The 22,482-nt window shown below is 67.5% G+C and carries 19 protein-coding genes; 11 read left to right on the top strand and 8 right to left on the bottom strand.

The window, feature by feature from the left end; all coding sequences use genetic code 11:
- The first annotated feature begins 257 nt into the window (after positions 1-257).
- Positions 258-2,942 carry a transglycosylase domain-containing protein gene (locus tag ACH4UM_RS14980; protein ID WP_398178107.1) on the top strand — a complete coding sequence of 895 codons (2,685 nt, stop codon included), beginning with the start codon at positions 258-260 and terminating at the stop codon, positions 2,940-2,942.
- A 190-nt stretch (positions 2,943-3,132) separates the two neighbouring features.
- Here ACH4UM_RS14980 and ACH4UM_RS14975 read toward each other — a convergent pair whose 3' ends face one another.
- Complete coding sequence (locus tag ACH4UM_RS14975; RefSeq protein WP_398178654.1) at positions 3,133-3,225, bottom strand: hypothetical protein; 93 nt, start codon at positions 3,223-3,225, stop codon at positions 3,133-3,135.
- A 1,056-nt stretch (positions 3,226-4,281) separates the two neighbouring features.
- Between ACH4UM_RS14975 and ACH4UM_RS14970 the strand changes: the two genes are divergently transcribed.
- A complete protein-coding gene (locus ACH4UM_RS14970; protein WP_398178105.1) occupies positions 4,282-5,040 on the top strand; it encodes an ATP-binding cassette domain-containing protein in 759 nt (252 codons plus the stop codon).
- A 2,164-nt stretch (positions 5,041-7,204) separates the two neighbouring features.
- Positions 7,205-8,713 (top strand): glycosyltransferase family 87 protein, encoded by a 1,509-nt coding sequence (locus ACH4UM_RS14965; protein ID WP_398178102.1) that lies wholly within the window; start codon positions 7,205-7,207, stop codon positions 8,711-8,713.
- A 141-nt stretch (positions 8,714-8,854) separates the two neighbouring features.
- On the opposite strand, the gene ACH4UM_RS14960 is transcribed toward ACH4UM_RS14965, so the two are convergent.
- The 3 genes from ACH4UM_RS14960 to ACH4UM_RS14950 all read right to left on the bottom strand — a co-directional run bounded on the left by ACH4UM_RS14960 (position 8,855) and on the right by ACH4UM_RS14950 (position 11,643).
- The gene (locus tag ACH4UM_RS14960) at positions 8,855-9,886 is read right to left on the bottom strand and encodes an alanine racemase (protein ID WP_398178099.1); all 1,032 of its coding nucleotides are present in this window, start codon (positions 9,884-9,886) and stop codon (positions 8,855-8,857) included.
- Between the two features lie 97 nt (positions 9,887-9,983).
- Positions 9,984-11,105 carry a peptidoglycan bridge formation glycyltransferase FemX gene (femX, locus tag ACH4UM_RS14955; RefSeq protein WP_398178097.1) on the bottom strand — a complete coding sequence of 374 codons (1,122 nt, stop codon included), beginning with the start codon at positions 11,103-11,105 and terminating at the stop codon, positions 9,984-9,986.
- Between the two features lie 214 nt (positions 11,106-11,319).
- On the bottom strand, positions 11,320-11,643 hold the full coding sequence (locus ACH4UM_RS14950) for a hypothetical protein (RefSeq protein ID WP_398178094.1): 324 nt from the start codon (positions 11,641-11,643) through the stop codon (positions 11,320-11,322).
- A gap of 298 nt (positions 11,644-11,941) precedes the next feature.
- On the opposite strand from ACH4UM_RS14950, the gene rpsF reads away from it, so the two are divergent.
- The 4 genes from rpsF to rplI all read left to right on the top strand — a co-directional run bounded on the left by rpsF (position 11,942) and on the right by rplI (position 13,641).
- A complete protein-coding gene (gene rpsF, locus ACH4UM_RS14945; RefSeq protein ID WP_398178091.1) occupies positions 11,942-12,232 on the top strand; it encodes a 30S ribosomal protein S6 in 291 nt (96 codons plus the stop codon).
- A gap of 74 nt (positions 12,233-12,306) precedes the next feature.
- Positions 12,307-12,897: a single-stranded DNA-binding protein gene (locus ACH4UM_RS14940; RefSeq protein WP_398178088.1), complete on the top strand. Its 591-nt coding sequence runs from the start codon at positions 12,307-12,309 to the stop codon at positions 12,895-12,897.
- Positions 12,898-12,939: 42 nt separating this feature from the next.
- Positions 12,940-13,176: a 30S ribosomal protein S18 gene (gene rpsR, locus ACH4UM_RS14935; protein WP_003949403.1), complete on the top strand. Its 237-nt coding sequence runs from the start codon at positions 12,940-12,942 to the stop codon at positions 13,174-13,176.
- Between the two features lie 18 nt (positions 13,177-13,194).
- Positions 13,195-13,641 (top strand): 50S ribosomal protein L9, encoded by a 447-nt coding sequence (rplI, locus tag ACH4UM_RS14930; RefSeq protein ID WP_398178085.1) that lies wholly within the window; start codon positions 13,195-13,197, stop codon positions 13,639-13,641.
- Between the two features lie 81 nt (positions 13,642-13,722).
- Here rplI and ACH4UM_RS14925 read toward each other — a convergent pair whose 3' ends face one another.
- On the bottom strand, positions 13,723-15,060 hold the full coding sequence (locus tag ACH4UM_RS14925) for an MATE family efflux transporter (RefSeq protein WP_398178083.1): 1,338 nt from the start codon (positions 15,058-15,060) through the stop codon (positions 13,723-13,725).
- Between the two features lie 459 nt (positions 15,061-15,519).
- Here ACH4UM_RS14925 and dnaB point away from each other — a divergent pair, with 459 nt between their 5' ends.
- Both dnaB and ACH4UM_RS14915 read left to right on the top strand, forming a co-directional pair.
- The gene (gene dnaB / locus ACH4UM_RS14920; protein WP_398178080.1) at positions 15,520-16,998 is read left to right on the top strand and encodes a replicative DNA helicase; all 1,479 of its coding nucleotides are present in this window, start codon (positions 15,520-15,522) and stop codon (positions 16,996-16,998) included.
- Positions 16,999-17,089: 91 nt separating this feature from the next.
- Positions 17,090-18,475, top strand: a complete 1,386-nt coding sequence (locus tag ACH4UM_RS14915) for a serine hydrolase domain-containing protein (protein ID WP_398178077.1) — start codon at positions 17,090-17,092, stop codon at positions 18,473-18,475.
- A 166-nt stretch (positions 18,476-18,641) separates the two neighbouring features.
- On the opposite strand, the gene ACH4UM_RS14910 is transcribed toward ACH4UM_RS14915, so the two are convergent.
- Both ACH4UM_RS14910 and ACH4UM_RS14905 read right to left on the bottom strand, forming a co-directional pair.
- A complete protein-coding gene (locus ACH4UM_RS14910; protein ID WP_398178074.1) occupies positions 18,642-19,094 on the bottom strand; it encodes a GNAT family N-acetyltransferase in 453 nt (150 codons plus the stop codon).
- Between the two features lie 39 nt (positions 19,095-19,133).
- On the bottom strand, positions 19,134-19,598 hold the full coding sequence (locus ACH4UM_RS14905; RefSeq protein ID WP_398178072.1) for a MarR family winged helix-turn-helix transcriptional regulator: 465 nt from the start codon (positions 19,596-19,598) through the stop codon (positions 19,134-19,136).
- A 140-nt stretch (positions 19,599-19,738) separates the two neighbouring features.
- Between ACH4UM_RS14905 and ACH4UM_RS14900 the strand changes: the two genes are divergently transcribed.
- Entirely contained in the window at positions 19,739-20,953 is a 1,215-nt protein-coding gene (locus tag ACH4UM_RS14900; protein WP_398178070.1) for an MFS transporter, read from the top strand.
- 115 nt (positions 20,954-21,068) lie between these two features.
- The gene (locus tag ACH4UM_RS14895; protein ID WP_398178067.1) at positions 21,069-21,491 is read left to right on the top strand and encodes a heme-binding protein; all 423 of its coding nucleotides are present in this window, start codon (positions 21,069-21,071) and stop codon (positions 21,489-21,491) included.
- Between the two features lie 80 nt (positions 21,492-21,571).
- Here the strand turns inward: ACH4UM_RS14895 and ACH4UM_RS14890 are convergent, their stop codons facing one another.
- A complete protein-coding gene (locus tag ACH4UM_RS14890; RefSeq protein ID WP_398178064.1) occupies positions 21,572-22,438 on the bottom strand; it encodes a GNAT family N-acetyltransferase in 867 nt (288 codons plus the stop codon).
- Positions 22,439-22,482: the final 44 nt, after the last annotated feature.

The following is a 22,482-nucleotide window of genomic DNA, read 5'->3' as shown; positions in this document are numbered from 1 at the left end:
GAACGGGATCACATCACCGATTCGCCGGAGGCAAGTTGCCTGATTTGGGGTGAACTTCGAGGTTTGAGTGATTTTGGCGGTGCGTAGTCTGTGCGCCATGCACACCACCGGGAACCGAGTGACGCTCGGGGACGTCCTCGTCCTCGGTGCAGTACGGGTGAATGCGCGACCGACCACATCCGTACTTCGGGGGGACCGGAAACCAGCCGCCGTTTCCAGGCGCGCAAGGGTGCGCCTGCCCGAGGAGTAATCGTTCGATGAGCGAGCACCGTCGCAAACCGCCGCAGCCGCAGGAAGGCGGACGTGCCGCGGCCCGACGCGGCCAGTCCGGTGCGTCCTCCGGCCGCCGCGCGGCACCGCGAGGCGCCACCGGATCTCCTGCCGACTCCTATGGGACCGGATCCTATGGGTCGGCCTCCCCCGGCGCGGGGAGTGCGGAGCGCACATACGGCAGCCGTGCCGAGGCTCGGCGGGCCGCCCAGAGAGGCGCAGGCCGGCGCCGAGGGGCCGACCCCGGCGGGCCGAACGGGCCCGGACGTGGCAGAGGGCGCTCGTCGCCTCCCGGCAAGAAGCGGTTCATCGACTACCCGCGTGCCGACAAGTACGGCTGGCGTCGCTGGACGCCGTCCTGGAAGCTCGTGACGGGCCTGTTCATCGGCTTCCTCGGGAGCCTAGTGCTGGTGGCGGGGATCGGGTACAAGATGGTGGCCGTGCCGAACATCGCTCTGGCCGCGACCGCGCAGAACAACGTGTACTACTGGTCCGACGGCAGCGAGATGGTGCGTACCGGCGGTGAGGTCAACCGCCAGATCGTCAACCTCTCGGACATCCCCAAGGCGATGCAGTACGCCGTCGTCTCCCAGGAGAACAAGACCTTCTACACCGACAGCGGCATCGACCCCAAGGGCATCGCCCGTGCGGTCTTCAACATGGCCACGGGTGGCCAGACACAGGGTGGCTCCACCATCACCCAGCAGTACGTGAAGAACGCACGGCTCGACGACCAGTCGCAGACGATCTCCCGCAAGTTCAAGGAGATCTTCATCTCGATCAAGGTGGGCGCGACGGTCAAGAAGGACGAGATCATGGCGGGCTACCTCAACTCCGCCTACTACGGCCGGGGCGCCTACGGGATCCAGGCGGCGGCGCACGCGTACTTCAACAAGGACGCCGCCCAGATGAACCCGGGCGAGTGCGCCTTCCTGGCGGCGATGCTCAAGGGCGCGACCTACTACGACCCGGCGGGCTCGGTCTCGATCGACCCGGCCGCCACCCCCGACGCGAACAAGAGGCGTGCCCTGGCGCAGATGCAGGACACGCTCACCAAGATGGTCAAGTACGGGCATCTGAGCGCGGCGGTGCGGGCTCAGTACACCGCTCTCCCGAAGGTGCAGAGCCCGCGGGCCAACACCCGACTGAGCGGCCAGATCGGCTACCTTGTCGACCTTGCCAAGTCGTATCTGATCCACAACACGAAGATCACCGCTGAAAAGCTGCAGCAGGGCGGATACGAGATCCACACGACCTTCGACAAGAAGAAGGTCGAGGAACTGAAGACCGCGGTGCAGAACGTCCAGAAGGCCAACATCAAGCCCAAGCTCCGACCGAAGACGGACAGGTTCGTCCAGTTCGGCGGGGCCTCCGTGGACCCGAACACGGGCGCCATCAAGGCGATCTACGGCGGCGAGGACTGGACCAAGCACTTCACCAACAACGCCGACGCCACCGGCGCCCAGGTGGGCTCGACGTTCAAGCCGTTCGTGCTCGCGGCGGCCATGCGTGACGGCGTCCGCAACCCGCACGGCGACCCGTCGCAGGCACAGGACGAACGCACACAGGTCTCGCCCCAGAGCCGCTTCAGCGGCCAGAACAACCTCAAGATCAAGGAATACAACGGGGACGTCTGGAAGAACGAGAAGGGCGAGGAGTGGCTGCAGAGCAACGACGGCCACGAGTCCTACGGCACCCCGCCCAGCTACATGATCGACCTGCGCGAGGCGATGCGGGAGTCGGTGAACTCCGCCTTCGTGCAGCTCGGCATGGACGTGGGCCTGGACAAGGTGAAGCAGTCCGCGCTGGACGCGGGCCTGTTGCCGGGCAGTCTGACCGGTACCACCTACCCGTCCTTCTCCATCGGCATCTCCGACCCCAGCGCCATCCGCATGGCGGGCGCGTACTCGACCTTCGCCGCCAGTGGCAAGCAGAACGACCCGTTCTCGGTCTCGAAGGTCGAGGACAAGGACGGGCCGGTCTATGAGCACAAGAGCCAGACCAAGCAGGCCTTCAGCGAGAACGTCGCCAACAACGTCACCGACGTGCTGAAGACCGTGGTCGAGAAGGGCACGGGCACCAACGCCCAGCTGCCCGGCCGTGACGTGGCCGGCAAGACCGGTACCACGGACGGCAACAAGTCGGCCTGGTTCGTCGGCTACACCCCGCAGCTGTCCACCGCGATCAGCATGTTCCGGATGGACGACAACGCGAACAACAAGTCGCGCACGTTCCTGAAGATGTACGGCACGGGTGGCCAGGAGAAGATCCACGGCGCCTCGTTCCCCGCGGAGATCTGGCACGACTACATGCTGCAGGCCCTGCAGGGCCAGCCGGCGCAGCAGTTCCCGGCTCCCCAGCCCATCGGTGAGATCGTCAACGCCGCGCCCAGCCCCACGCCCACCCCCTCGGTCACCCAGAGCCAGGAGTCGAGCCCGACGCCGTCGCCCACGCCGAGTCAGACCCTGACCAGCCCGACGCCCACACCGACCCGTTCGAACTGCGGCTTCTTCGCCTGCCCCGGCACCGGAGGCCAGACGGGCAACGGCGGTACGGACGGTGGTGTCACCCCGTCGCCGACACCGACCGACACGAGTGGCACCAGCAACGGCGGCACAGGCACGACCAGAGGCAATGGCAACGGAGGGTTCTTCGGAGGATCGACAGGCTAGCTACTGAGGTCGCAGGCGTGTGTCGTCAGGGCGAGCTGGGTTCCGGCAAGGCATCCGCCGATGAGGTCGGGCCCGTATTGGACCTGGCGCAGTCCCCGCCGGAGGGTGCGCATCAGGTGGACGGGGTCGGTGAAGACGGTGTCGGCCTGGCAGCGCCTGCGAAGCCGGAACCAGATGCACTCGACCTGGTTCAGTTGCGGGGCGCGTACGGCGGCAGGTAGTGGACGGTGATCCAGTGCTGGGCGTCGATGAACACGCGTATGCGGCGGTCACGGTGGACAATGAGATTGTCCCAGATCAGGACGATCGGCTGGCTGGGCTGCGTGGGCCGTGATGAGAAGGTGGCGGTAGTGGGTCCACGCGAAGCTGCGTCGTTCGCCCCTTTTATGCTCCGGGTAGATCATTGCCCGGTAGATGAGCCGCGAACGCTCGCCGGGTTTGACTAGGCCCTGGCCTAGTCAAACCCGGCGCTGGGAGCGTCCCCTCACCGTGATGGAGGCGCTGGCACCGAACCGTTCGGTGGCCACTCCATCCGGTCCGCCCGCGAAACGCCTGCCGTTCGGGCGTCAGCCCACCACCCTTGCGAATACCTCATGCAAGCGGCAACCGCGACGATTACACACTGGCAGACGTCAACGACATCGCGCTCACACTTGGCGGGTAGTCTGCTGGATTTACTCCAAAATTCCACTATCGGACTTTGCGGACAGTCTGTGTTGACAGGTCGCGAACAATTTCATAAGATCGCAAAGTCGTCGGGTCGGACTTGTAGAGGTCCTTCAGCGCTTGGGGGGCATTGCAGTTTCTCGGCGAGACGGGGTCCCAGTGCATCACGCTAGGACCCCGCATCTCTTTCGCCGCATCATCGCGAGAAGGGCTAAATCAGTGACGAAGTCCATTTCTTCCACCGCTCCTCTGTGGAGAACCCGGAGTAACGTCAGCAAGTTTGTCGCTATTGGAGCGCTTACGGCAGCGGCCATTGGCCTTGCTGCTCCCACGGCAAGTGCCAGCTACGAGTCCACTTGGAAAAGAGGCTGCCGTGGTTACTGGTACAGCACATCCGGCCACGGCTACTGCAAGGGTGCTACTGCCAACGGGTATTACAGTGCGAAATACGACTGTGCGTCTGAAGCTGACTCGTACGGCGGCGACGTTCTTACGCCGGGGTACGTGGGTAAATTCACTTCGTTTGAGTGCATCTTCTCCATCAACAAGACCACAGTCACGGCGCCGTACTAGTCACCTACGGATAGGGAACTAGCTCGGTAGGAAACTCTCGTGGGGCCGCTTCAAGAGCGGCCCCATCGCCTTTTGGAGACCTGTATTGCCCTCCCCTTTCGTGCGACTCACCGGGCTCAGCCAGGGCTATGGCCACCGCCCAGTCATAGATGAGCTGAGTCTGACGATCAGCCCTGGAGTGACCGGATTGCTCGGTCCCAATGGCGCCGGCAAGACAACGCTGCTACGTACGCTCAGCACGGTCACACCTCCTCAGGTCGGAAGCCTGGAACTTTTCGATGAGGAAATAAAGACAGAGGCCGCAGCGCGCCGTGTCCGACGAAGAATTGGCTACTTGCCGCAAGAATTCGGCTACTATCCGAATTTCTCAGTTGCCGAATTCGTTCGTTACTGTGCATGGTTGCGAGAGGTGCCGGAAGGCCAGGCCGAAGCCGCTACTGATCACGCAATAGCGTCAGTCGGCCTTGGCGGCCGCGCCCGAGACAAAATGAAGTCGCTTTCCGGTGGAATGCTCCGCCGCGTAGGGATTGCCGCTGCCATTGTCGGCAATCCCTCACTGGTGCTCCTTGACGAGCCTACAATTGGACTCGACCCTGCCCAACGTCTGGATTTCCGCGAACTTATTAGGTCTCTCGCACGAGACGGAATAGCGGTTTTGCTCAGCACGCACTTGGTGGAAGACATAGGGGCAGCCTGCGACGAGGTGCTCGTTCTACATGGGGGGCAGATCAGGTATCGAGGCGCCCCAAAGGGTCTTTCTGAGATCGGCGCCGAATCGGCTCCTGGTGACAGTCCACTGGAACGCGGCTACATGACTGTCCTCACGTCAACTACGGGCGTTCGGGGGTCTGCATGCTGAAGGTTTATCGCATTGAGCTGCGGCGTTCTCCGCTATTGGCGGCATTCCCCTTGCTAATTACAGTAGATTTGGCAGTTCTGTTCGGGCGCTCTCGCTATTGGGTGGGTGTATGGCCTGAGGCCAGTGCTGCCGCCCAACTGGTTACACTCTTTCTCGGGCCGGTTCTGGCGGCAGTCTCCGCATGGCAGGCAGGGCGATCGTCTCGGGCAGAAATGCCAGAGTTCCTGCTGGCAGCCGCTCGCCCGGCTTGGATTATCGAGATTGCCCGTCTCGCAGCTACTCTCACCATGGGATTCTCGGCTTATGCGTTCGGGGCCGTCGTAGCCGCCGTCGTGTCGTTTTCGGATGCGGGGCCGGGATTCCTCTGGCCGTCTTATCTCTTGCTGGGGGCTGCGACGCTTACTATGTTCGCCGCAGTGGGACACTTGGCTGGTAGATATTGGCCGTCGCCTGCTTTCACCCCTGTAATTTGCGCTTTGGGAGGGTTCGTACTACTCCTTGCCGTTGGTCAAAGCTACGGTATATTCGTCATTTCGGGTTCGCCGTCCGAGACCGCGCGCACCCTTCCTATAGTACTTCGGCTCTTGCTGGCGGCGTTGCTCGCTGCGCTAGCTGTTCTGGCTCCCGAGCTACCACATAGGCATAGAGATTTGCCAAGACGGCCTCTTCCTGCGACGAAAAATCGCGGGTTCTTCTTCGGCGTAGTCATATGCTGTCTGGCAGTGCTTGCGGCGTTTCCCGCTGCTGGCCCCATACACACGGACAGGAAAGCTTCGGAGGCAGAGGAACTCTGTGCTCGTGCGACAGATGCAGCACCTCAGGTGTGCGTTTGGCCGGAGCATCGCAAGTACCTTGCGAGACTCACGGCGATGGCTCAGCGACTAAAGGATGTGCCTCAATCCTGGGTGCGCACGCCGAGCACCTTCTATGAGGAAGGTTTGCGATCAACCTCGCACGGTGATGCAGGGTTCGATATCCCCGAGGGCCGCGTACGCGGTGCCGCTGTTGCCATGGCTGGGCAGGTATCATCCCTTTCTTTCCGTAGTTGCCTTCCCCCTGAGAACGCTGTCCGCGCATGGGACGCAGCCAACCGCATTGATCTCTGGTTGGAGTATCGGGCCATGGGAGAGGATCCGAAGAGGGCCGATGAGGGAATGCATGTGACCGGTGTTGGGAATGCGCAAGAGGTCGCAGCGCGTGCAGTTCAACTGCCGGAGAGAGAGCAACGTAAGTGGATCTCGCGAGAGCGGGAACAACTTCGTAAGGTCGGGTGCCCTGCTTGAAGTACCTTACACCTACGAGTGCGATACTTTACATTCGGGTCCACCGCACGGGTATCGTCATTTTGGGCATCACTATCGTTGCGCTACTCTCCGCCTTCCTGGGCGGTGTTCGTTTTCCCGTTCCCGCCCTAGGGGAGAGTGCAGTGTCGAGTGGGATTCCATTCCGCCGTGAGCTTCCTTTGCTCTCGGCAGTCTTTTCTGCTGGTTCGCTAAGCGGATCCATGCCGGAGCAAGAGGTCATGGCTGGCCCTCGTGTACGCTGTGTTCGGCTGATCCATTTTGCTGGTCTCGCAGCCGTCGTGTGTGCTGTGTCATGGCTGATCGAATCCATTGCGGTGGGTCCAGAACTCGGTGGCATCTTCGCGCGATCATTTCTTGTGTGGTTGGGGCTTGCTATCCTTTCCGCGCGCTTTCTTCGGCAAGAACTGATATGGGTCCTTCCGCTGGTTTCTGTTTTCCCTCTCGTGTGGTTCAGCGATGGAGCCGTATGGGATTGGACAGCGGCTCCTCTCTCCAGCCCCGTTGCCTGGGTCACAGCCGGACTGAGCCTGATTTCCGGAGTAGCTAGCCTGGAGGTGACATCATGGAGAATCCGGAGCCTTAGACTGCTCCTGCGTCGAACCGGGTGAACGTCACGTTGCGCTATGAGATGACGGGTCCCTGAAACAGGACCGGAGACTACCGACCTTTAATTGGTGCGGCTGCGTGGGAGTGTGATAGATCGTCGGGTAAGCGATGCACCGGTGACATGCGGTACGCACAAGGACCAGGGTCGGAGCGGTGGCGGGTGTGCCGGATGTGGGCGAAGCTTCGCTGTGCCTGTCCAGGATGCGTGCCGTGCGTGCGATGCGGAGCTCAGGCACCTACGGCAGGATGTCCGCATGCCCCGTGCTGAATTGACGCAAGCGAGCGCGCACGAGCCCGAGCCGGTGCGGCCGACCAGGCAGGACAAGGTCGCCGCGGCCGGCAGCGAGCTGATCGGCGGTCCCGTCGGGCGGCGCGCCCTGCCAGGGACGTCCTGGTGGACCCCCGTGCGGATCGTCGCGCTCGTCGCGATCGGCATGTTCGCCCTCGGGCTGGTCCAGAAGGCGCCCTGCTATCACAGCGCCTGGTTCTTCGGTGCGAGCTCGCAGTACACGAAGGCCTGCTACTCGGACATTCCGCACCTCTACCAGGGGCGCGGATTCGCCGACGGTCTCGTGCCCTACTTCGACAAGCTCCCCGGCGACATGCCGTACCTCGAGTACCCGGTGCTGACCGGCGTGTTCATGGAGGTGGCCGCCTGGTTCACCCCGGGCAGCGGATCGATCCAGCACCAGGAGCAGTGGTACTGGATGGTCAACGCCGGGATGCTGATGGTGTGCGCGGCCGTCATCGCCGTCTGTGTGGCCCGGACGCACGCCCGGCGGCCGTGGGACGGCCTGCTGGTCGCGCTGGCGCCGGCCTTCGTGCTGACCGCCACCATCAACTGGGACCTGCTGGCGGTCGCTCTGACGGCCGCCGCGATGCTGATGTGGTCCCGGGGACGCTCGCTCGCCTTCGGCGTCCTGCTGGGGCTCGCCACGGCCGCCAAGCTGTATCCCGTCTTCCTGCTGGGTCCGCTGCTCGTGCTGTGCTGGCGTGCGGGCAAGTGGCGGGACTTCGGCAAGGCCCTGGCGGCCGCGGTCGTCGCCTGGCTGGTGGTGAACCTGCCGGTGATGGCCTTCGCCACCGACGGCTGGTGGCAGTTCTACAAGTTCAGCCATGACCGGGGCGTCGACTTCGGGTCCTTCTGGCTGATCTGGGCCCAGAACACCAGCAATCCGCCCAGCACCGACTTCGTCAACACCACGGCCACGCTGCTGGTCCTGCTGTCCTTCCTCGGCATCGCGGCCCTGACGCTGACCGCACCGCGCCGGCCGCGCTTCGCGCAGCTGGCCTTCCTGGTGGTGGCGGCCTTCATCCTCACCAACAAGGTCTACTCGCCGCAGTACGTCCTGTGGCTGGTCCCGCTGGCCGTGCTGGCCCGCCCGAAGTGGCGGGACTTCCTGATCTGGCAGGCCTGCGAGGTGGCGTACTTCCTCGGGATCTGGATGTACCTCGCGTACACGACCAGCGGCGACGCCCACAAGGGCCTGCCGACTGCCGGCTACCACTGGGCCATTGCCGTGCACCTGCTGGGCACGCTGTACCTGTGCGCGATCGTCGTGCGCGACATCCTCATGCCGGAGCGGGACGTGGTGCGCCGGGCCGGGGACGACGACCCCTCGGGCGGTGTGCTCGACGGCGCGGAGGATGTCTTCGTCCTCGGTGGCGCGGCCCATCCGCCGCGCCACGCGGCCCACTTCGACGGGCCGCAGGTGGAGTGGGGCAGCCGGGAAGCGATCTCCCCCCAGGACGGTTCGCCCTGAGCGAACAGGGCTCTCGGGGAGTCCTACGGGAAGTCCCCCGGGGGGTCCTGTGCGAAAGGCCGTACACGGTGCCTGCCGTGTACGGCCTTTGGCGTGCCAGGAGTGTGGCGGGGGTTTCTCAGTGGCTCACCTGGCGGGGTCTCAGCGGTCCACGAGCCGGTCGTACTGCGTGGTGGTGTGCCGCAGATGGGCCACCAGCTCGTCGCCGACCTTCGGCTCCGGGGCGTCCGAGGGCACGAACAGGATCGAGACCTGCATGTGCGGCGGCTCGGCGAACCAGCGCTGCTTGCCGCCCCAGACGAACGGGGAGAGGTTCCGGTTCACCGTGGCCAGGCCGGCCCGTGCGACACCCTTGGCGCGCGGCATGACGCCGTGCAGCGCCTTCGGGGCCTCCAGGCCCACCCCGTGCGAGGTGCCGCCCGCCACGACCACCAGGAAGCCGTCCGAGGCCGCCTTCTGCTGCCGGTAGCCGAAGCGGTCGCCCTTGGCGACGCGCGTGACGTCCAGGACCGCGCCGCGGTACTCGGTGGCCTCGTGGTCGCCGAGCCACAGCCGGGTGCCGATGCGGGCGCGGAAGCGGGTCTGCGGGAACTGCTGCTGCAGCCGGGCCAGTTCCTCGGCCTTGAGGTGGCTGACGAACATCGTGTGCAGCGGCAGCCGGGCCGCGCGCAGCCGGTCCATCCAGCCGATGACCTCCTCGACGGCGTCGGAGCCGTCGGTGCGGTCCAGCGGCAGGTGCAGGGCGAAGCCCTCCAGGCGGATGTTCTCGATGGCGGCGTGCAGCTGCGGCAGGTCCTGCTCGCTGATGCCGTGCCGCTTCATCGAGGACATCACCTCGATGACGACGCGGGCGCCGACGAGGCCGTAGACCCCGTCGACCGACGACACCGAGCGGATCACCCGGTCGGGCAGCGGCACGGGCTCCTCGCCGCGCCGGTAGGGCGTCAGCACCAGCAGGTCACCGCTGAAGAAGTCCTTTATGCGAGCGGCCTCGTAGGTCGTGCCGACGGCGAGGACGTCCGAGCCCATCCGGGTGGCCTCCTCCGCCAGTCGCTCGTGACCGAAGCCGTAGCCGTTGCCCTTGCAGACCGGGACGAGTCCCGGGAACTGCTCCTGGACGTGCTTGTGATGCGCCCGCCAGCGCGCGGTGTCGACGTAGAGGGTGAGCGCCATGGCCGGACCCGGAACCTTTCTCGTGGGCAGGGGTGTCAGGTGGGGAGCTGCCGGCAGCGTCGAACGACGTCGGCGGTGCCGCAGCGCGGACGCCAGGTCAGCGGCGCGACATGTAGATGTCGAGCGCCTTGTGGAGCAGCTTGTTCAGCGGGAAGTCCCACTCGCCGAGGTACTCGGCGGCCTGCCCGCCCGTGCCGACCTTGAACTGGATCAGACCGAAGAGGTGGTCCGTCTCGTCCAGCGAGTCGGAGATGCCGCGCAGGTCGTAGACCGTGGCGCCGAGCGCGTAGGCATCGCGCAGCATGCGCCACTGCATGGCGTTCGAGGGCCGGACCTCACGGCCGATGTTGTCGGAGGCGCCGTAGGAGTACCAGACGTGTCCGCCGACGATCAGCATCGTCGCCGCGGCCAGGTTCACGCCGTTGTGCCGGGCGAAGTACAGCCGCATGCGGTTGGGGTCCTCGGTGTTGAGGGCCGACCACATGCGCTGGAAGTACGACAGCGGGCGGGGCCGGAAGTGGTCGCGTACGGCCGTGATCTCGTACAGCCGCTGCCACTCCTCGAGGTCCTGGTAGCCGCCCTGGACGACCTCGACGCCGGCCTTCTCGGCCTTCTTGATGTTGCGGCGCCACAGCTGGTTGAAGTTCTTGTGCACCTCCTCCAGGGACCGGCCGGCGAGCGGCACCTGGAAGACGTAGCGGGGCTGGACGTCGCCGAAGCCGGCGCCGCCGTCCTCGCCCTGCTGCCAGCCCATGCGGCGCAGCTTGTCGGCGACCTCGAAGGCACGCGGCTCGATGAAGTCGGCCTCCAGGTCGCGCAGACGCTTGACGTCCCCGTCCTGGATGCCCCTCTTGATGGACTCGGCGTTCCAGCGCCGGATGACCACCGGCGGGCCCATCTTCACCGAGAACGCGCCCTGCTGCTTCAGGTGCGCCAGCATCGGCTGGATCCAGTCGTCAAGGTTCGGCGCGAACCAGTTGATGACCGGGCCCTCGGGCAGATAGGCGAGGTACCGCTTGATCTTGGGCAGCTGGCGGTACAGGACGAGGCCCGCGCCGACCATCTCGCCGGTACGGTCGTCGAACCAGCCGAGGTTCTCCGAGCGCCACTCCGCCTTGACGTCCGCCCACGCCGGAACCTGCATGTGACTCGCCGCGGGCAGGCTCTGGATGTAGGCCAGATGCTGCTCTCGACTGATGGTCCTCAGGGTCAGGCTCATTCGGGGCGCTCCTCGGGCTGGCGTGTCCCCATGGGTACAGGGGCTCCGGCTCTCGCGCCAGAGCCTACTGCGCCCGGGGAGCGCGCAGACTGGCCGTACGCAACCTTCGCCCCGGCCTGTCGGCCGCCGGGGCGTTGCGTGTGGCCGTACGGGCGGCGTCCGCGGCGTTCGGCGGACGCCGCCGGTCGTGAGCGGCCGTGGTGCCCGGTACCGGCTAGAAGATGCCGCCGAACAGACCGCCGTACGCCAGGCCGAGGTAGAAGCCGACGGCCGAGGCGCCGAGGCCGAGGATCAGCCCGAAGCGCTCGCGCGTCGTCACCGAGATCCACTGGCCGTACGCGCCGGTGAGGATGCCCACCAGACCTGCCCAGGAGCTCAGCAGGTGCAGGCTGTGGAAGAAGAGTCCGGTGATGAAGGCGATCACACCCAGCACCAGGGTCACCACGAGCAGGGCGTCCTGGAGGGGATGGGGCTTGCCGTCCGTGGCGAGCAGGCCGTTGCTGCCTGCTGCGGCGTTCGGTCGCATCGTCTGTGCCATGGGGCACCTCCTGCGAAAGTCGGCGCATCGTAGCGCCATACACACCCGAGGTGTCCAGGTTGACGGGTCCTGCGGCCCGATTTCAACCGGAGCGGCGGTGCAGGTACTCTGTACCGTCTGCACCGGTGTCTGCCCGGACCGAATGTCAGGACAGCCTGGAGATCGGCCTGAAGACTCCGCCGACTGGCCGCGATTGTCAGTGGCGGCTGTTTTACTGGCAAACACTGTTGCGTACGCATCACAACCCTCCTGCCACGGAACGACCGTGGCCGCTGAGTCCAAAGGAGGTGGGTTCCACATGCGTCACTACGAGGTGATGGTCATCCTCGACCCCGATCTCGAGGAGCGTTCTGTCTCCCCGCTGATCGAGAACTTCCTTTCTGTCGTCCGTGACGGTGGCGGAAAGGTCGAGAAGGTCGACACCTGGGGCCGTCGTCGTCTCGCGTACGAGATCAAGAAGAAGCCCGAGGGCATCTACTCGGTCATCGACCTGCAGGCCGAGCCTGGGGTCGTCAAGGAGCTCGACCGCCAGATGAACCTGAACGAGTCGGTCCTCCGGACCAAGGTCCTCCGCCCCGAGACCCACTGAGCTCTCCCGCTCAGCTGATCTCGGGTTTCGAGTAGCACCAAGCAGCCAGCAGCACACCCGCCGAGAGGTTCCCCATGGCAGGCGAGACCGTCATCACGGTCGTCGGCAATCTTGTCGACGACCCCGAGCTGCGCTTCACCCCCTCCGGTGCGGCGGTCGCGAAGTTCCGTGTCGCGTCCACGCCCCGCACCTTCGACCGCCAGACGAACGAGTGGAAGGACGGCGAGAGCCTCTTCCTGACCTGCTCGGTCTGGCGCCAGGCGGCGGAGAACGTCGCCGAGTCGCTCCAGCGAGGCATGCGCGTCATCGTGCAGGGCCGGCTGAAGCAGCGGTCCTACGAGGACCGCGAGGGCGTCAAGCGCACGGTCTACGAGCTGGACGTCGAGGAAGTCGGCGCCAGCCTGCGCAATGCCACGGCCAAGGTCACCAAGACCGCCGGCCGCGGCGGCCAGGGCCAGGGCGGTTACGGCGGCGGTGGCGGCCAGGGTGGCGGGGGCTGGGGCGGTGGCTCCGGCGGCGGCCAGCAGGCCGGCGGTGCTCCTGCCGACGACCCGTGGGCGACCGGCGCTCCCGCCGGTGGCAACCAGGGCGGCGGTGGCTGGGGCGGCGGCTCCGGCTCCGGCTCCGGCGGCGGTGGCGGCTACTCGGACGAGCCCCCCTTCTAGGCGGGCCGCACCCAAACTTCTTGATCACACAGGAGAAACACCATGGCGAAGCCGCCTGTGCGCAAGCCTAAGAAGAAGGTCTGCGCTTTCTGCAAGGACAAGGTCACGTACGTGGACTACAAGGACACGAACATGCTGCGGAAGTTCATTTCCGACCGCGGCAAGATCCGTGCCCGCCGCGTGACCGGCAACTGCACGCAGCACCAGCGTGACGTCGCCACGGCCGTGAAGAACAGCCGTGAGATGGCGCTGCTGCCCTACACCTCCACCGCGCGCTAAGGGAAGGATGAGCCACTCATGAAGATCATCCTCACCCACGAGGTCTCCGGCCTCGGTGCCGCGGGCGACGTCGTCGACGTCAAGGACGGTTACGCTCGCAACTACCTGATCCCGCGGAAGTTCGCGATCCGCTGGACCAAGGGTGGCGAGAAGGACGTCGAGCAGATCCGTCGCGCTCGCAAGATCCACGAGATCCAGACCATCGAGCAGGCCAACCAGGTCAAGGCCCAGCTCGAGGGCGTGAAGGTCCGTCTGGCCGTCCGCTCCGGCGACTCCGGCCGTCTCTTCGGTTCCGTCACCCCGGCCGACATCGCTTCGGCGATCAAGGCCTCCGGTGGCCCCGAGGTCGACAAGCGGCGCATCGAACTGTCCGCTCCGATCAAGACCCTGGGCGCCCACGAGACGTCCGTGCGTCTGCACCCCGAGGTTGCCGCCAAGGTCAACATCGAGGTCGTCGCGGGCTGATCGCCGCGGTCGGCTTGAACAGCTGACGGAAGGGCCGTGCCCACCGGGCACGGCCCTTCCGTGTTTCACGTGAAACACCGCTCAGCGCGTCGCGCCGGTCACCAGCCAGCGGCCCGAACGGGCGCGCAGCCCCAAGGTCAGCATCCGCACGGTCATCATGAGCGTCATCGCTCCCCACAGGGCGGCGAGCCCTCCGCCGAGCACCGGAACAAGAAGCGCGGCGGGGGTGAAGACCGCCAGGGTGAGCAGCATCGCCCAGGCCAGGTAGGGGCCGTCGCCGGCGCCCATCAGTACTCCGTCGAGGACGAAGACGACGCCGCAGACCGGCTGGGAGAGCGCCACTGTCAGCAGCGCCGGAAGGGCCGTGTCCTGCACTGCGGAGTCGCTGGTGAACAGGGGCAGGAACACCGGCCGTGCCACGATCACGAGCAGGCCGAGGACCACCCCGGTCGCGATGCCCCACTGCACCATGCGGCGGCAGGCTGCGCGGGCGCCGCCGGTGTCGCCTGAGCCCAGAAAGCGGCCGATGATGGCCTGCCCGGCGATCGCGATGGCGTCGAGGGCGAAGGCGAGCAGGCTCCATAGGGACAGGATGATCTGGTGGGCTGCGATGTCCGCGTCGCCGAGGCGTGCCGCGACCGCTGTGGCGATCATCAGGATCGCCCGCAGGGACAGCGTACGGACGAGCAGCGGAGCACCGGCCTGCGCGGAGGCCCTGATACCGACGGTGTCCGGGCGAAGTGAGGCGCCGTGCCTGCGGGCTCCACGGAGGACCACGGTGAGATAGACCGCGGCCATGCCGCACTGCGCGATGACGGTGCCCCAGGCCGATCCCGCGATGCCGAGTCCGGCGCCGTAGACCAGCGCGGCGTTGAGGACGGCGTTGGCGACGAAGCCGGCGACGGCGACATGGAGCGGTGTCCTCGTGTCCTGCAGTCCGCGCAGGACGCCCGTGGCGGCGAGCACGACGAGCATGGCCGGGATGCCCAGGGCGGAGATGCGCAGATACGTGGTCGCATACGGGGCGGCCGTGTGCGAGGCGCCGAAGAGGTCCACCAGAGAGGGCGCGGTGGGCAGGACGACCGCGATGACGACGGCGCCCAGCAGCAGCGCCAGCCAGATGCCGTCCATGCCCTGGCGGATGGCGGCCTGGAGGTCGTCGGCGCCGACACGCCGGGCGACGGCCGCCGTGGTGGCGTAGGCGAGGAAGACGAAGACACTGACGGCGGTCGTCAGGAGGGCCGACGCGACGCCGAGGCCGGCGAGCTGGGCCGTGCCGAGGTGACCGACGATCGCGCTGTCGGCCATCACGAAGAGCGGCTCGGCGACGAGTGCGCCGAAGGCCGGGACGGCCAGTGCGACGATCTCTCGGTCGTGCTGCCGCCGGGTCGGCGAAGGGCGCGCGGGGGCCTGTGTCATGAGCACCAATCTAATCGTCCACAGGTAAGAGATGCAAAGTCATAGTGACCCTTACTTAGCGTCTCGTGGTGCGCACTTGTGCGTACCGTTCGAAGCGATCTTGATCCGACTGGGGAGTTTTTTCTTCTGCACAGCCGGTGGACGGGAAAGTCCCAGGTCAAGCCTTGTCTCCGGAGAGTGGCGAGGTCTTGTTCACAGCGCTGTCCACCGGGTCGTGCACAGGTTTCGCGGAGTTCTCCACAGCATCCGGGCCGTCGTCCACATGGCCTGTGGATAACCAGATTGGCTGACGGAGCCCTGGGGCCTACCGTGGTCCGGCGCCCGCTCCGTCCGCCGACTTCCAAACCATCACAAACCTGACGCGGCACAAGTGGAGTTGGGCCTCTCATTTGTCAGTGCCGTGCCGTAGAAAAGAGAGGCACGGCGAGGTCCGCTCGGCGGACGGGAGGAGGCTGCTCGGTGAGCATTTCCGAGCCCTTGGACGACCCGTGGGCCGACAGCGGGCCCGGTGATCGTCTGCCCGCCTCCCGCCGGCGGCCCGACGGCGGCCGCGGCCGCGACGAGCAGCACGAACGAGGGCCGGAGAGCGGTGCGTGGGAGGGTGCGGGCTCGTCCTTCGAGCGGGTGCCCCCGCAGGACCTCGACGCGGAGCAGTCCGTCCTCGGCGGAATGCTGCTGTCCAAGGACGCCATCGCCGACGTCGTCGAGATCCTCAAGGGCCACGACTTCTACAAGCCGGCGCACGAGACGATCTACCAGGCGATCCTCGACGTCTATGCCAAGGGCGAGCCGGCCGACCCCATCACGATCGCCGCCGAGCTCACCAAGCGGGGCGAGATCAACAAGGTGGGCGGCGCGTCCTACCTGCACTCACTCGTACAGACCGTGCCCACGGCGGCGAACGCCGCGTACTACGCCGAGATCGTCCACGAGCGCGCGGTCCTGCGCCGCCTCGTCGAGGCCGGCACGCGGATCACCCAGATGGGATACGCGGCGGACGACGACGTCGACGAGATCGTCAACCGCGCCCAGGCCGAGATCTACGCGGTCACCGAGCAGCGCACCAGCGAGGACTACCTTCCGCTGGGCGACATCATGGAGGGCGCGCTCGACGAGATCGAGGCGATCGGCTCGCGCAGCGGGGAGATGACCGGTGTGCCCACCGGCTTCACCGACTTCGACTCGCTGACCAACGGCCTGCACCCCGGACAGATGATCGTCATCGCTGCCCGCCCCGCGATGGGCAAGTCGACGCTCGCGCTGGACTTCGCCCGGGCAGCGTCCATCAAGCACAACCTGCCGAGCGTGATCTTCTCGCTCGAGATGGGGCGCAACGAGATCGCGATGCGCCTGCTGTCCGCGGAGGCCCGCGTCGCCCTCCACCACATGCGCTCGGGCACGATGACCGACGAGGACTGGACGCGGCTGGCCCGCCGTATGCCCGATGTGTCGGCCGCCCCGCTCTACATCGACGACTCCCCGAACCTGTCGATGATGGAGATCCGCGCCAAGTGCCGCCGTCTCAAGCAGCGCAACGACCTCAAGCTGGTGGTCATCGACTACCTCCAGCTGATGCAGTCCGGCGGTTCCAAGCGCGCCGAGAGCCGTCAGCAGGAGGTCTCCGACATGTCCCGGAACCTCAAGCTCCTCGCCAAGGAGCTGGAGGTCCCGGTCATCGCGCTCTCCCAGCTCAACCGTGGTCCCGAACAGCGCACCGACAAGAAGCCGATGGTCTCCGACCTGCGTGAGTCCGGCTCCATCGAGCAGGACGCCGACATGGTGATCCTGCTCCACCGCGAGGACGCCTACGAGAAGGAGTCGCCCCGCGCCGGTGAGGCCGACCTCATCGTCGCCAAGCACCGCAACGGCCCGACCGCGACGATCACGGTCGCCTTCCAGGGCCACTACTCGCGGTTCGTGGACATGGCGCAGACCTGACCGGGGCCCCGCGGTCGGACCGGCACCCCGACACCGGAACGTCCGGCGAAATCGGCTCGACGTACGCGGGTCCACCGGATGGACTGGGAACATGACGACATCTCAGGACGAGTTGCTTGCCGCCACCCGCCGGGCACTGTTGCACCGGATCGCCGTGGCCCAGACCGAAGGCCGGGCGCCGTCGCTCGTCGCGGCGGTCGTACGGGACGGGCGGACTGTCTGGCACGGCGCGCGCACGTCGGTGGACGGCCACGGGCCGGACGAGAACACGCAGTACAGGATCGGCTCGATCACCAAGACCTTCACCGCCGTGCTTGTTCTGCGGCTGCGTGACGAGGGTGTACTCGGCCTCGGGGACCCGCTGGAGAAGCATCTGCCCGGTACGGGTGCGCGGGAGGCCACGATCGCCTCCCTGCTGGCGCACACCGGCGGGCTGGCCGCCGAGTCGCCCGCGCCGTGGTGGGAGAGGACCCCGGGTGCGCTGCGCCCCGAACTCGCCGACGTGCTGGGCGAGGAGCCGCTGCGGCATCCGGTCGGCCGGCGGTTCCACTACTCCAACCCCGGCTACACCCTGCTGGGTGCGCTCGTCGAGGAGTTGCGCGGCGCCGCGTGGGAGGACGTCCTGCGCCGCGAGGTGCTCGAACCGCTGGGGCTGCACCGCACGAGCGCCCGGCCCCGGGCGCCGCACGCGGGTGGCTGGGCGGTGCATCCGTGGGCCGATGTGATGTTGTCCGAGCCCGCCGAGGACCTCGGCCGGATGGCCCCGGCCGGCCAACTCTGGTCCACGACCGGCGATCTGGCCCGGTTCGCCGCCTTCCTGGCCAAGGGGGACGACCGGGTGCTGAGCGCCGATTCGCTGCGGGAGATGCGAACTCCGGCGGCTCCGCCCGAGGCCGTGGACGTGGTGTCGGGGTACGCCTACGGCCTGGGCCTGGAGCTGCGGCGGTGGGGTGAACGGCTCCTCGTGGGGCACACGGGGTCGCTGCCGGGCTTTCTGGCCTCCCTCACCATCGGCGTGGAGGAGGACGTCGCCGCCGTCGTGCTGGCCAACTGCACCTCCGGCCCGCTGCCGGCCACGCTGGGTGCCGACCTCGTCCGCATCGTCGCCGACGCCGAGCCGCGGATTCCCGAGCCCTGGCGGCCGCTGCGGGACGTCGACCCGTCGGCGCTGGAGTTGGCGGGGCAGTGGTACTGGGGCACGTACGGGTTCGGTCTGCGGCTGACCGCCGACGGGCTCGTCTCACTGGAGCCGTTGTCCGGCAGCGGCCGGCGTTCGCGGTTCCGGCCGAACGATGACGGCACCTGGACGGGGCTGGAGGGTTACTACGCGGGGGAGGTACTGAGGGCCGTACGGCGGCCGGACGGGACCGTGGACCACCTGGACCTCGGATCGTTCGTGTTCACGCGTCAGCCGTACGACGTGCGGGCCTCCGTGCCCGGGGGCGTGGACCCCGAGGGATGGCGCGGTATCGGCTAGGGCCCCGGGAGGCCGCTACTGCCTGAGGGGGTGTCCGTTTCACGTGAAACGGACACCCCCTCGGTGTCTACGGCATCCCTCGGTGCTCGCTGCCCGGGGTCAACCGCCCTGCGGTGCCTCGCCCGCCCTCCGGCGTTCACGGCTGAAGCCGTCGGAGCGGGCGGCTTCAGAGGTGGAGCTTGAAACCCACGTGTGAGGCCTCGAAGCCGAGCCGCTCGTAGAAGCGGTGTGCGTCGGTGCGGGTCCTGTCCGAGGTCAGCTGGACCAGTTGGCAGCCCTGACGCCGTGACGCGTCGATCGCCCACTCGATGAGCCGTGTGCCCAGGCCGCTGCCGCGCTCCTCGGCGTGGACACGAACGCCTTCGATGACCGAGCGGGTGGAGCCACGGCGGGACAGTCCGGGAATGATCGAGAGCTGCAGCGTGCCCACGACACGGTCCTCGCGCACGGCGACCACCAGATGCTGGTTGGGGTCGGCGTCGAGCCGCTCCAGCGTGGCCAGATACGGGGTCGGATCGTCCGGCGACTCGCGCCGGGCACCCAGCGGGTCGTCCGCGAGCATGGCGACGATGGCGGGCACGTCGTCGGCGACGGCGTCCCGTATCTCGAGATCTCCCATGCTCCGCACCCTATGCGGAGCGGGTGGCCGCTGCGGGCGTCATGCCGGGGCGGGCGCGTGCAACGACTCCACGGCCCGGACCAGCGGGGTCAGCTCCGGGTTCCTGGCGGCCTGGTCGAGCGCCTCGCGCAGGGCGGCGTCGTTGCTGGGCCGGGCCTCCTCCAGGAGTCTCAGTCCGGCTTCCGTGACGTTGGTGTAGATGCCGCGGCGGTCGGTGGGGCACAGATAGCGCTCCAGCAGACCGCGGTCCTCTAGCCGGGTGACGAGCCGGGTGGTGGCGCTCTGGCTGAGGACGACTGCGTCGGCGACCTGCTTCATCTGCAGATGACCGCCCTCACCGTCGTGCTGCCGGCTGAGCACGTCGAGCAGGGAGTACTCGCGCATGCTCAAGCCGTGCCCGGCCTGCAGGGCGCGCTCGATGCGGGCCTCGATCCTCCCGTGCAGCAGGGAGAGGGCGCACCAGCCCTGGGCGAGGGCGGTGAGCGCCGGGTCCGTCGCTGTCATTGGCTTTTCCTCCGTCCCGGGGTGGCTTCATCCAGGATAGGGCAGCTTCGCAATAGCCTGCGGTTGCATATAGCCAGCGTCTGCAATTATTGTCGATGCACGCAAAGCGCATCTGCAACTGTCTGGAAGGTGTTACCCACATGCCTCTCGCGCTTCTGGCCCTCGCGATCGGGGCCTTCGGGATCGGAACGAGCGAGTTCGTGATCACGGGCTTGCTGCCCGAAGTCGCCGGCGACTTCGGGGTCTCCATCCCCACGGCCGGCCTCCTGGTGACCGGCTACGCACTGGGCGTCGTGTTCGGCGCTCCGCTGATGACCGTGCTCGGCACCAAGATCTCCCGCAAGCGGATGCTGATGCTGCTGATGGGCCTGTTCATCGCCGGGAACCTGCTCTCCGCGCTGGCACCCGCCTTCTCGGTCATGCTGATCGGCCGGGTCGTCGCCTCGCTCGCCCACGGCGCGTTCTTCGGCATCGGCTCCGTCGTGGCGGCGGACCTGGTGGCCCCTGACAAGAAGGCCGGTGCCATCGCGATGATGTTCACCGGTCTGACCGTCGCCAACGTCGTCGGCGTCCCGCTCGGCACCCTGATCGGACAGTCCGCCGGCTGGCGCGTCACCTTCGCCGTCGTCGCGGCGCTCGGAGTCCTCGGCCTGGTGGGCATCGCCAGGCTCGTCCCGGACATGCCCAGGCCGGAAGGCGTTCACCTGCGCCACGAACTGGCTGCCTTCAAGAACACCCAGGTACTGCTCGCCATGGCGATGACCGTCCTCGGCTTCGGCGGTGTCTTCGCGGCCATCACCTACATCGCGCCGATGATGACCCGGGTCGCCGGCTTCGCCGACGGCTCCGTCACCTGGCTGCTGGTCCTCTTCGGCCTCGGCATGGTCGGCGGCAACCTCCTCGGCGGCAGGTTCGCCGACCGTGCCCTGATGCCCCTGCTCTACGTCTCGCTCGGCGCCCTCGCCGTCGTCCTCGCGCTCTTCACGCTCACCGCCCACAACAAGATCGCGGCCGCGGTCACCATCGCGCTGATCGGCGCCCTCGGATTCGCCACCGTTCCGCCGCTGCAAAAGCGCGTCCTCGACCAGGCGCACGGCGCTCCGACGCTGGCATCGGCGGTGAACATCGGTGCCTTCAACCTCGGCAACGCGCTCTCCGCCTGGCTCGGCGGCCTCGTGATCGCGGCCGGCCTCGGCTACACGGCGCCCAACTGGGTCGGCGCCGTGCTCGCCGCGGGCGCTCTGGTCCTCGCCGTCCTCTCCTCCCCCCTGGAGCGCCGGAACACGGCTGCCAGCAAGGTCGTCGCAACCGCTACCGCCACTCCGGCCGGGCAGCGGACGGCCGTCCACCACTGACCCCGCGTACGAACGGCCGCGGAGCGCGAACCCGCGGCTCACCAAGGCCGTCCGCGGCTCCCGGAGCCCACAGGGCGGCAACCCACTTCGCGCCACTCACAAGGAGAACTCCCCGATGAGCACCACCACCGCCGCCACCCCGCTCACGATCCAGGACGCCGAGACGCTCGTCGCCTCCGTCCGGCGCGCGGCGGAGGCCGCCGGGGTCGCAGTCAGCGTCACCGTGCTGGACGCGGCCGGCCATCTGCTCTTCTTCCGGCGTGACGACCGCGCCGTGCTGATCTCAGGGGAGACGAGCACCCGCAAGGCCTACACGGCCCTTCAACTGGACGCCCCGACCGCGGACCTCGTCGACGCCGTGCAGCCGGGAGGTCTCCTCCACACACTGCCCACCGTGCTCGACCGCCCGCTGCTGTTCATCGCCGGCGGTGTGCCGGTGCGGCGCGGTGGCCGGCTGGTCGGGGCGATCGGGGTCGGCGGCGGGGCACCGGATCAGGACCACTCCTTCGCCCTCACGGCCGTGGAGACGCTCGCCTGACCCGGCTCGCACAGCGATGACGCCGGTCCCGGTCCAGGCCGGGGACCGGCGTCCTCCTAGCCCGGGACAGTCCGGGACGCTCAGCCCGCCGCCACGGTCAGCGGAGCGAACCGGCGGGACCAGTCCCCGGGCAGCTCCCCGATCCCGTACGTCATGACGGCGTTGAAGGCCACCGACGCGAGCCCCCGATCCTTCACCCAGGCCAGCAGTTCCTCGTGGCGTACGTCGATGTCGGTGCGCAGCGGGCGGTCGGTGTGGGCGGCGAGGGAGGCGATGAGGGCCTTCGCCGTCTCCGAGTCGCGGGCGATCAGCGGACCCACGACGTGGGTGTCCATGTTCGGCCAGGCCGCCGCGTACCCGATGGTGCGGCCCCCCTCCTCGGCGATGCGCAACTGGTCGGCGAACGCGGGCAGTCGGATGACCAGAGGTGTCCGGTCGGCGCCGAACACCTCCTCGTCGAGCCGGATGATGCCGGGAAGGTCTTCGGCGGTGGCGGCCCTCGTGGCGATGCGGGGCCGGGGTTCGGCGGGAGCGAAGTGCCCGAGGACCATCTCCGCCCGGCCGGTGACCTTGAAGCCGAGTTGCTCGTAGAGCGGGAGGCCGTTCGGTGTCGCGTGGAGCGTCAGTGGCGTGGTGTCCATCGCGGAGACGACGTGACGCATCAGCCGGCGCCCGATGCCCTTGCGGGCGTGCCGCTCGGCGACCAGGACCATGCCGATGGCGCCCAGATCCGGGCGGCCCTGTGGCCCGTACTCGGTGACGACGCAGGCGGCGACGAGTCCCCCTTCCGGGTCGTCGATGCCGTATCCCCTCCCGGCCGTGAGGAGAAGGCCCCACTTGTGCTCCTCGCGCGGCCACCCCCGGTCCTCGGACAAGTCGGCGCAGGCGGTGAGATCACGAAGCGTCAGACGGCGAATGGGTGAAGCGGCTGGGGAAGGAGTCGACACGCAGGTCAGGCTGTCCGACGGGCGCCCTCGCCGTCCAGCCGTTT

Source organism: Streptomyces sp. NPDC020801 (assembly GCF_044334385.1).
Taxonomy (GTDB): Bacteria; Actinomycetota; Actinomycetes; order Streptomycetales; family Streptomycetaceae; genus Streptomyces.
The sequence above is the reverse complement of the archived record's forward strand: the minus strand, read 5'-3'. Positions and strand labels throughout refer to the sequence as shown.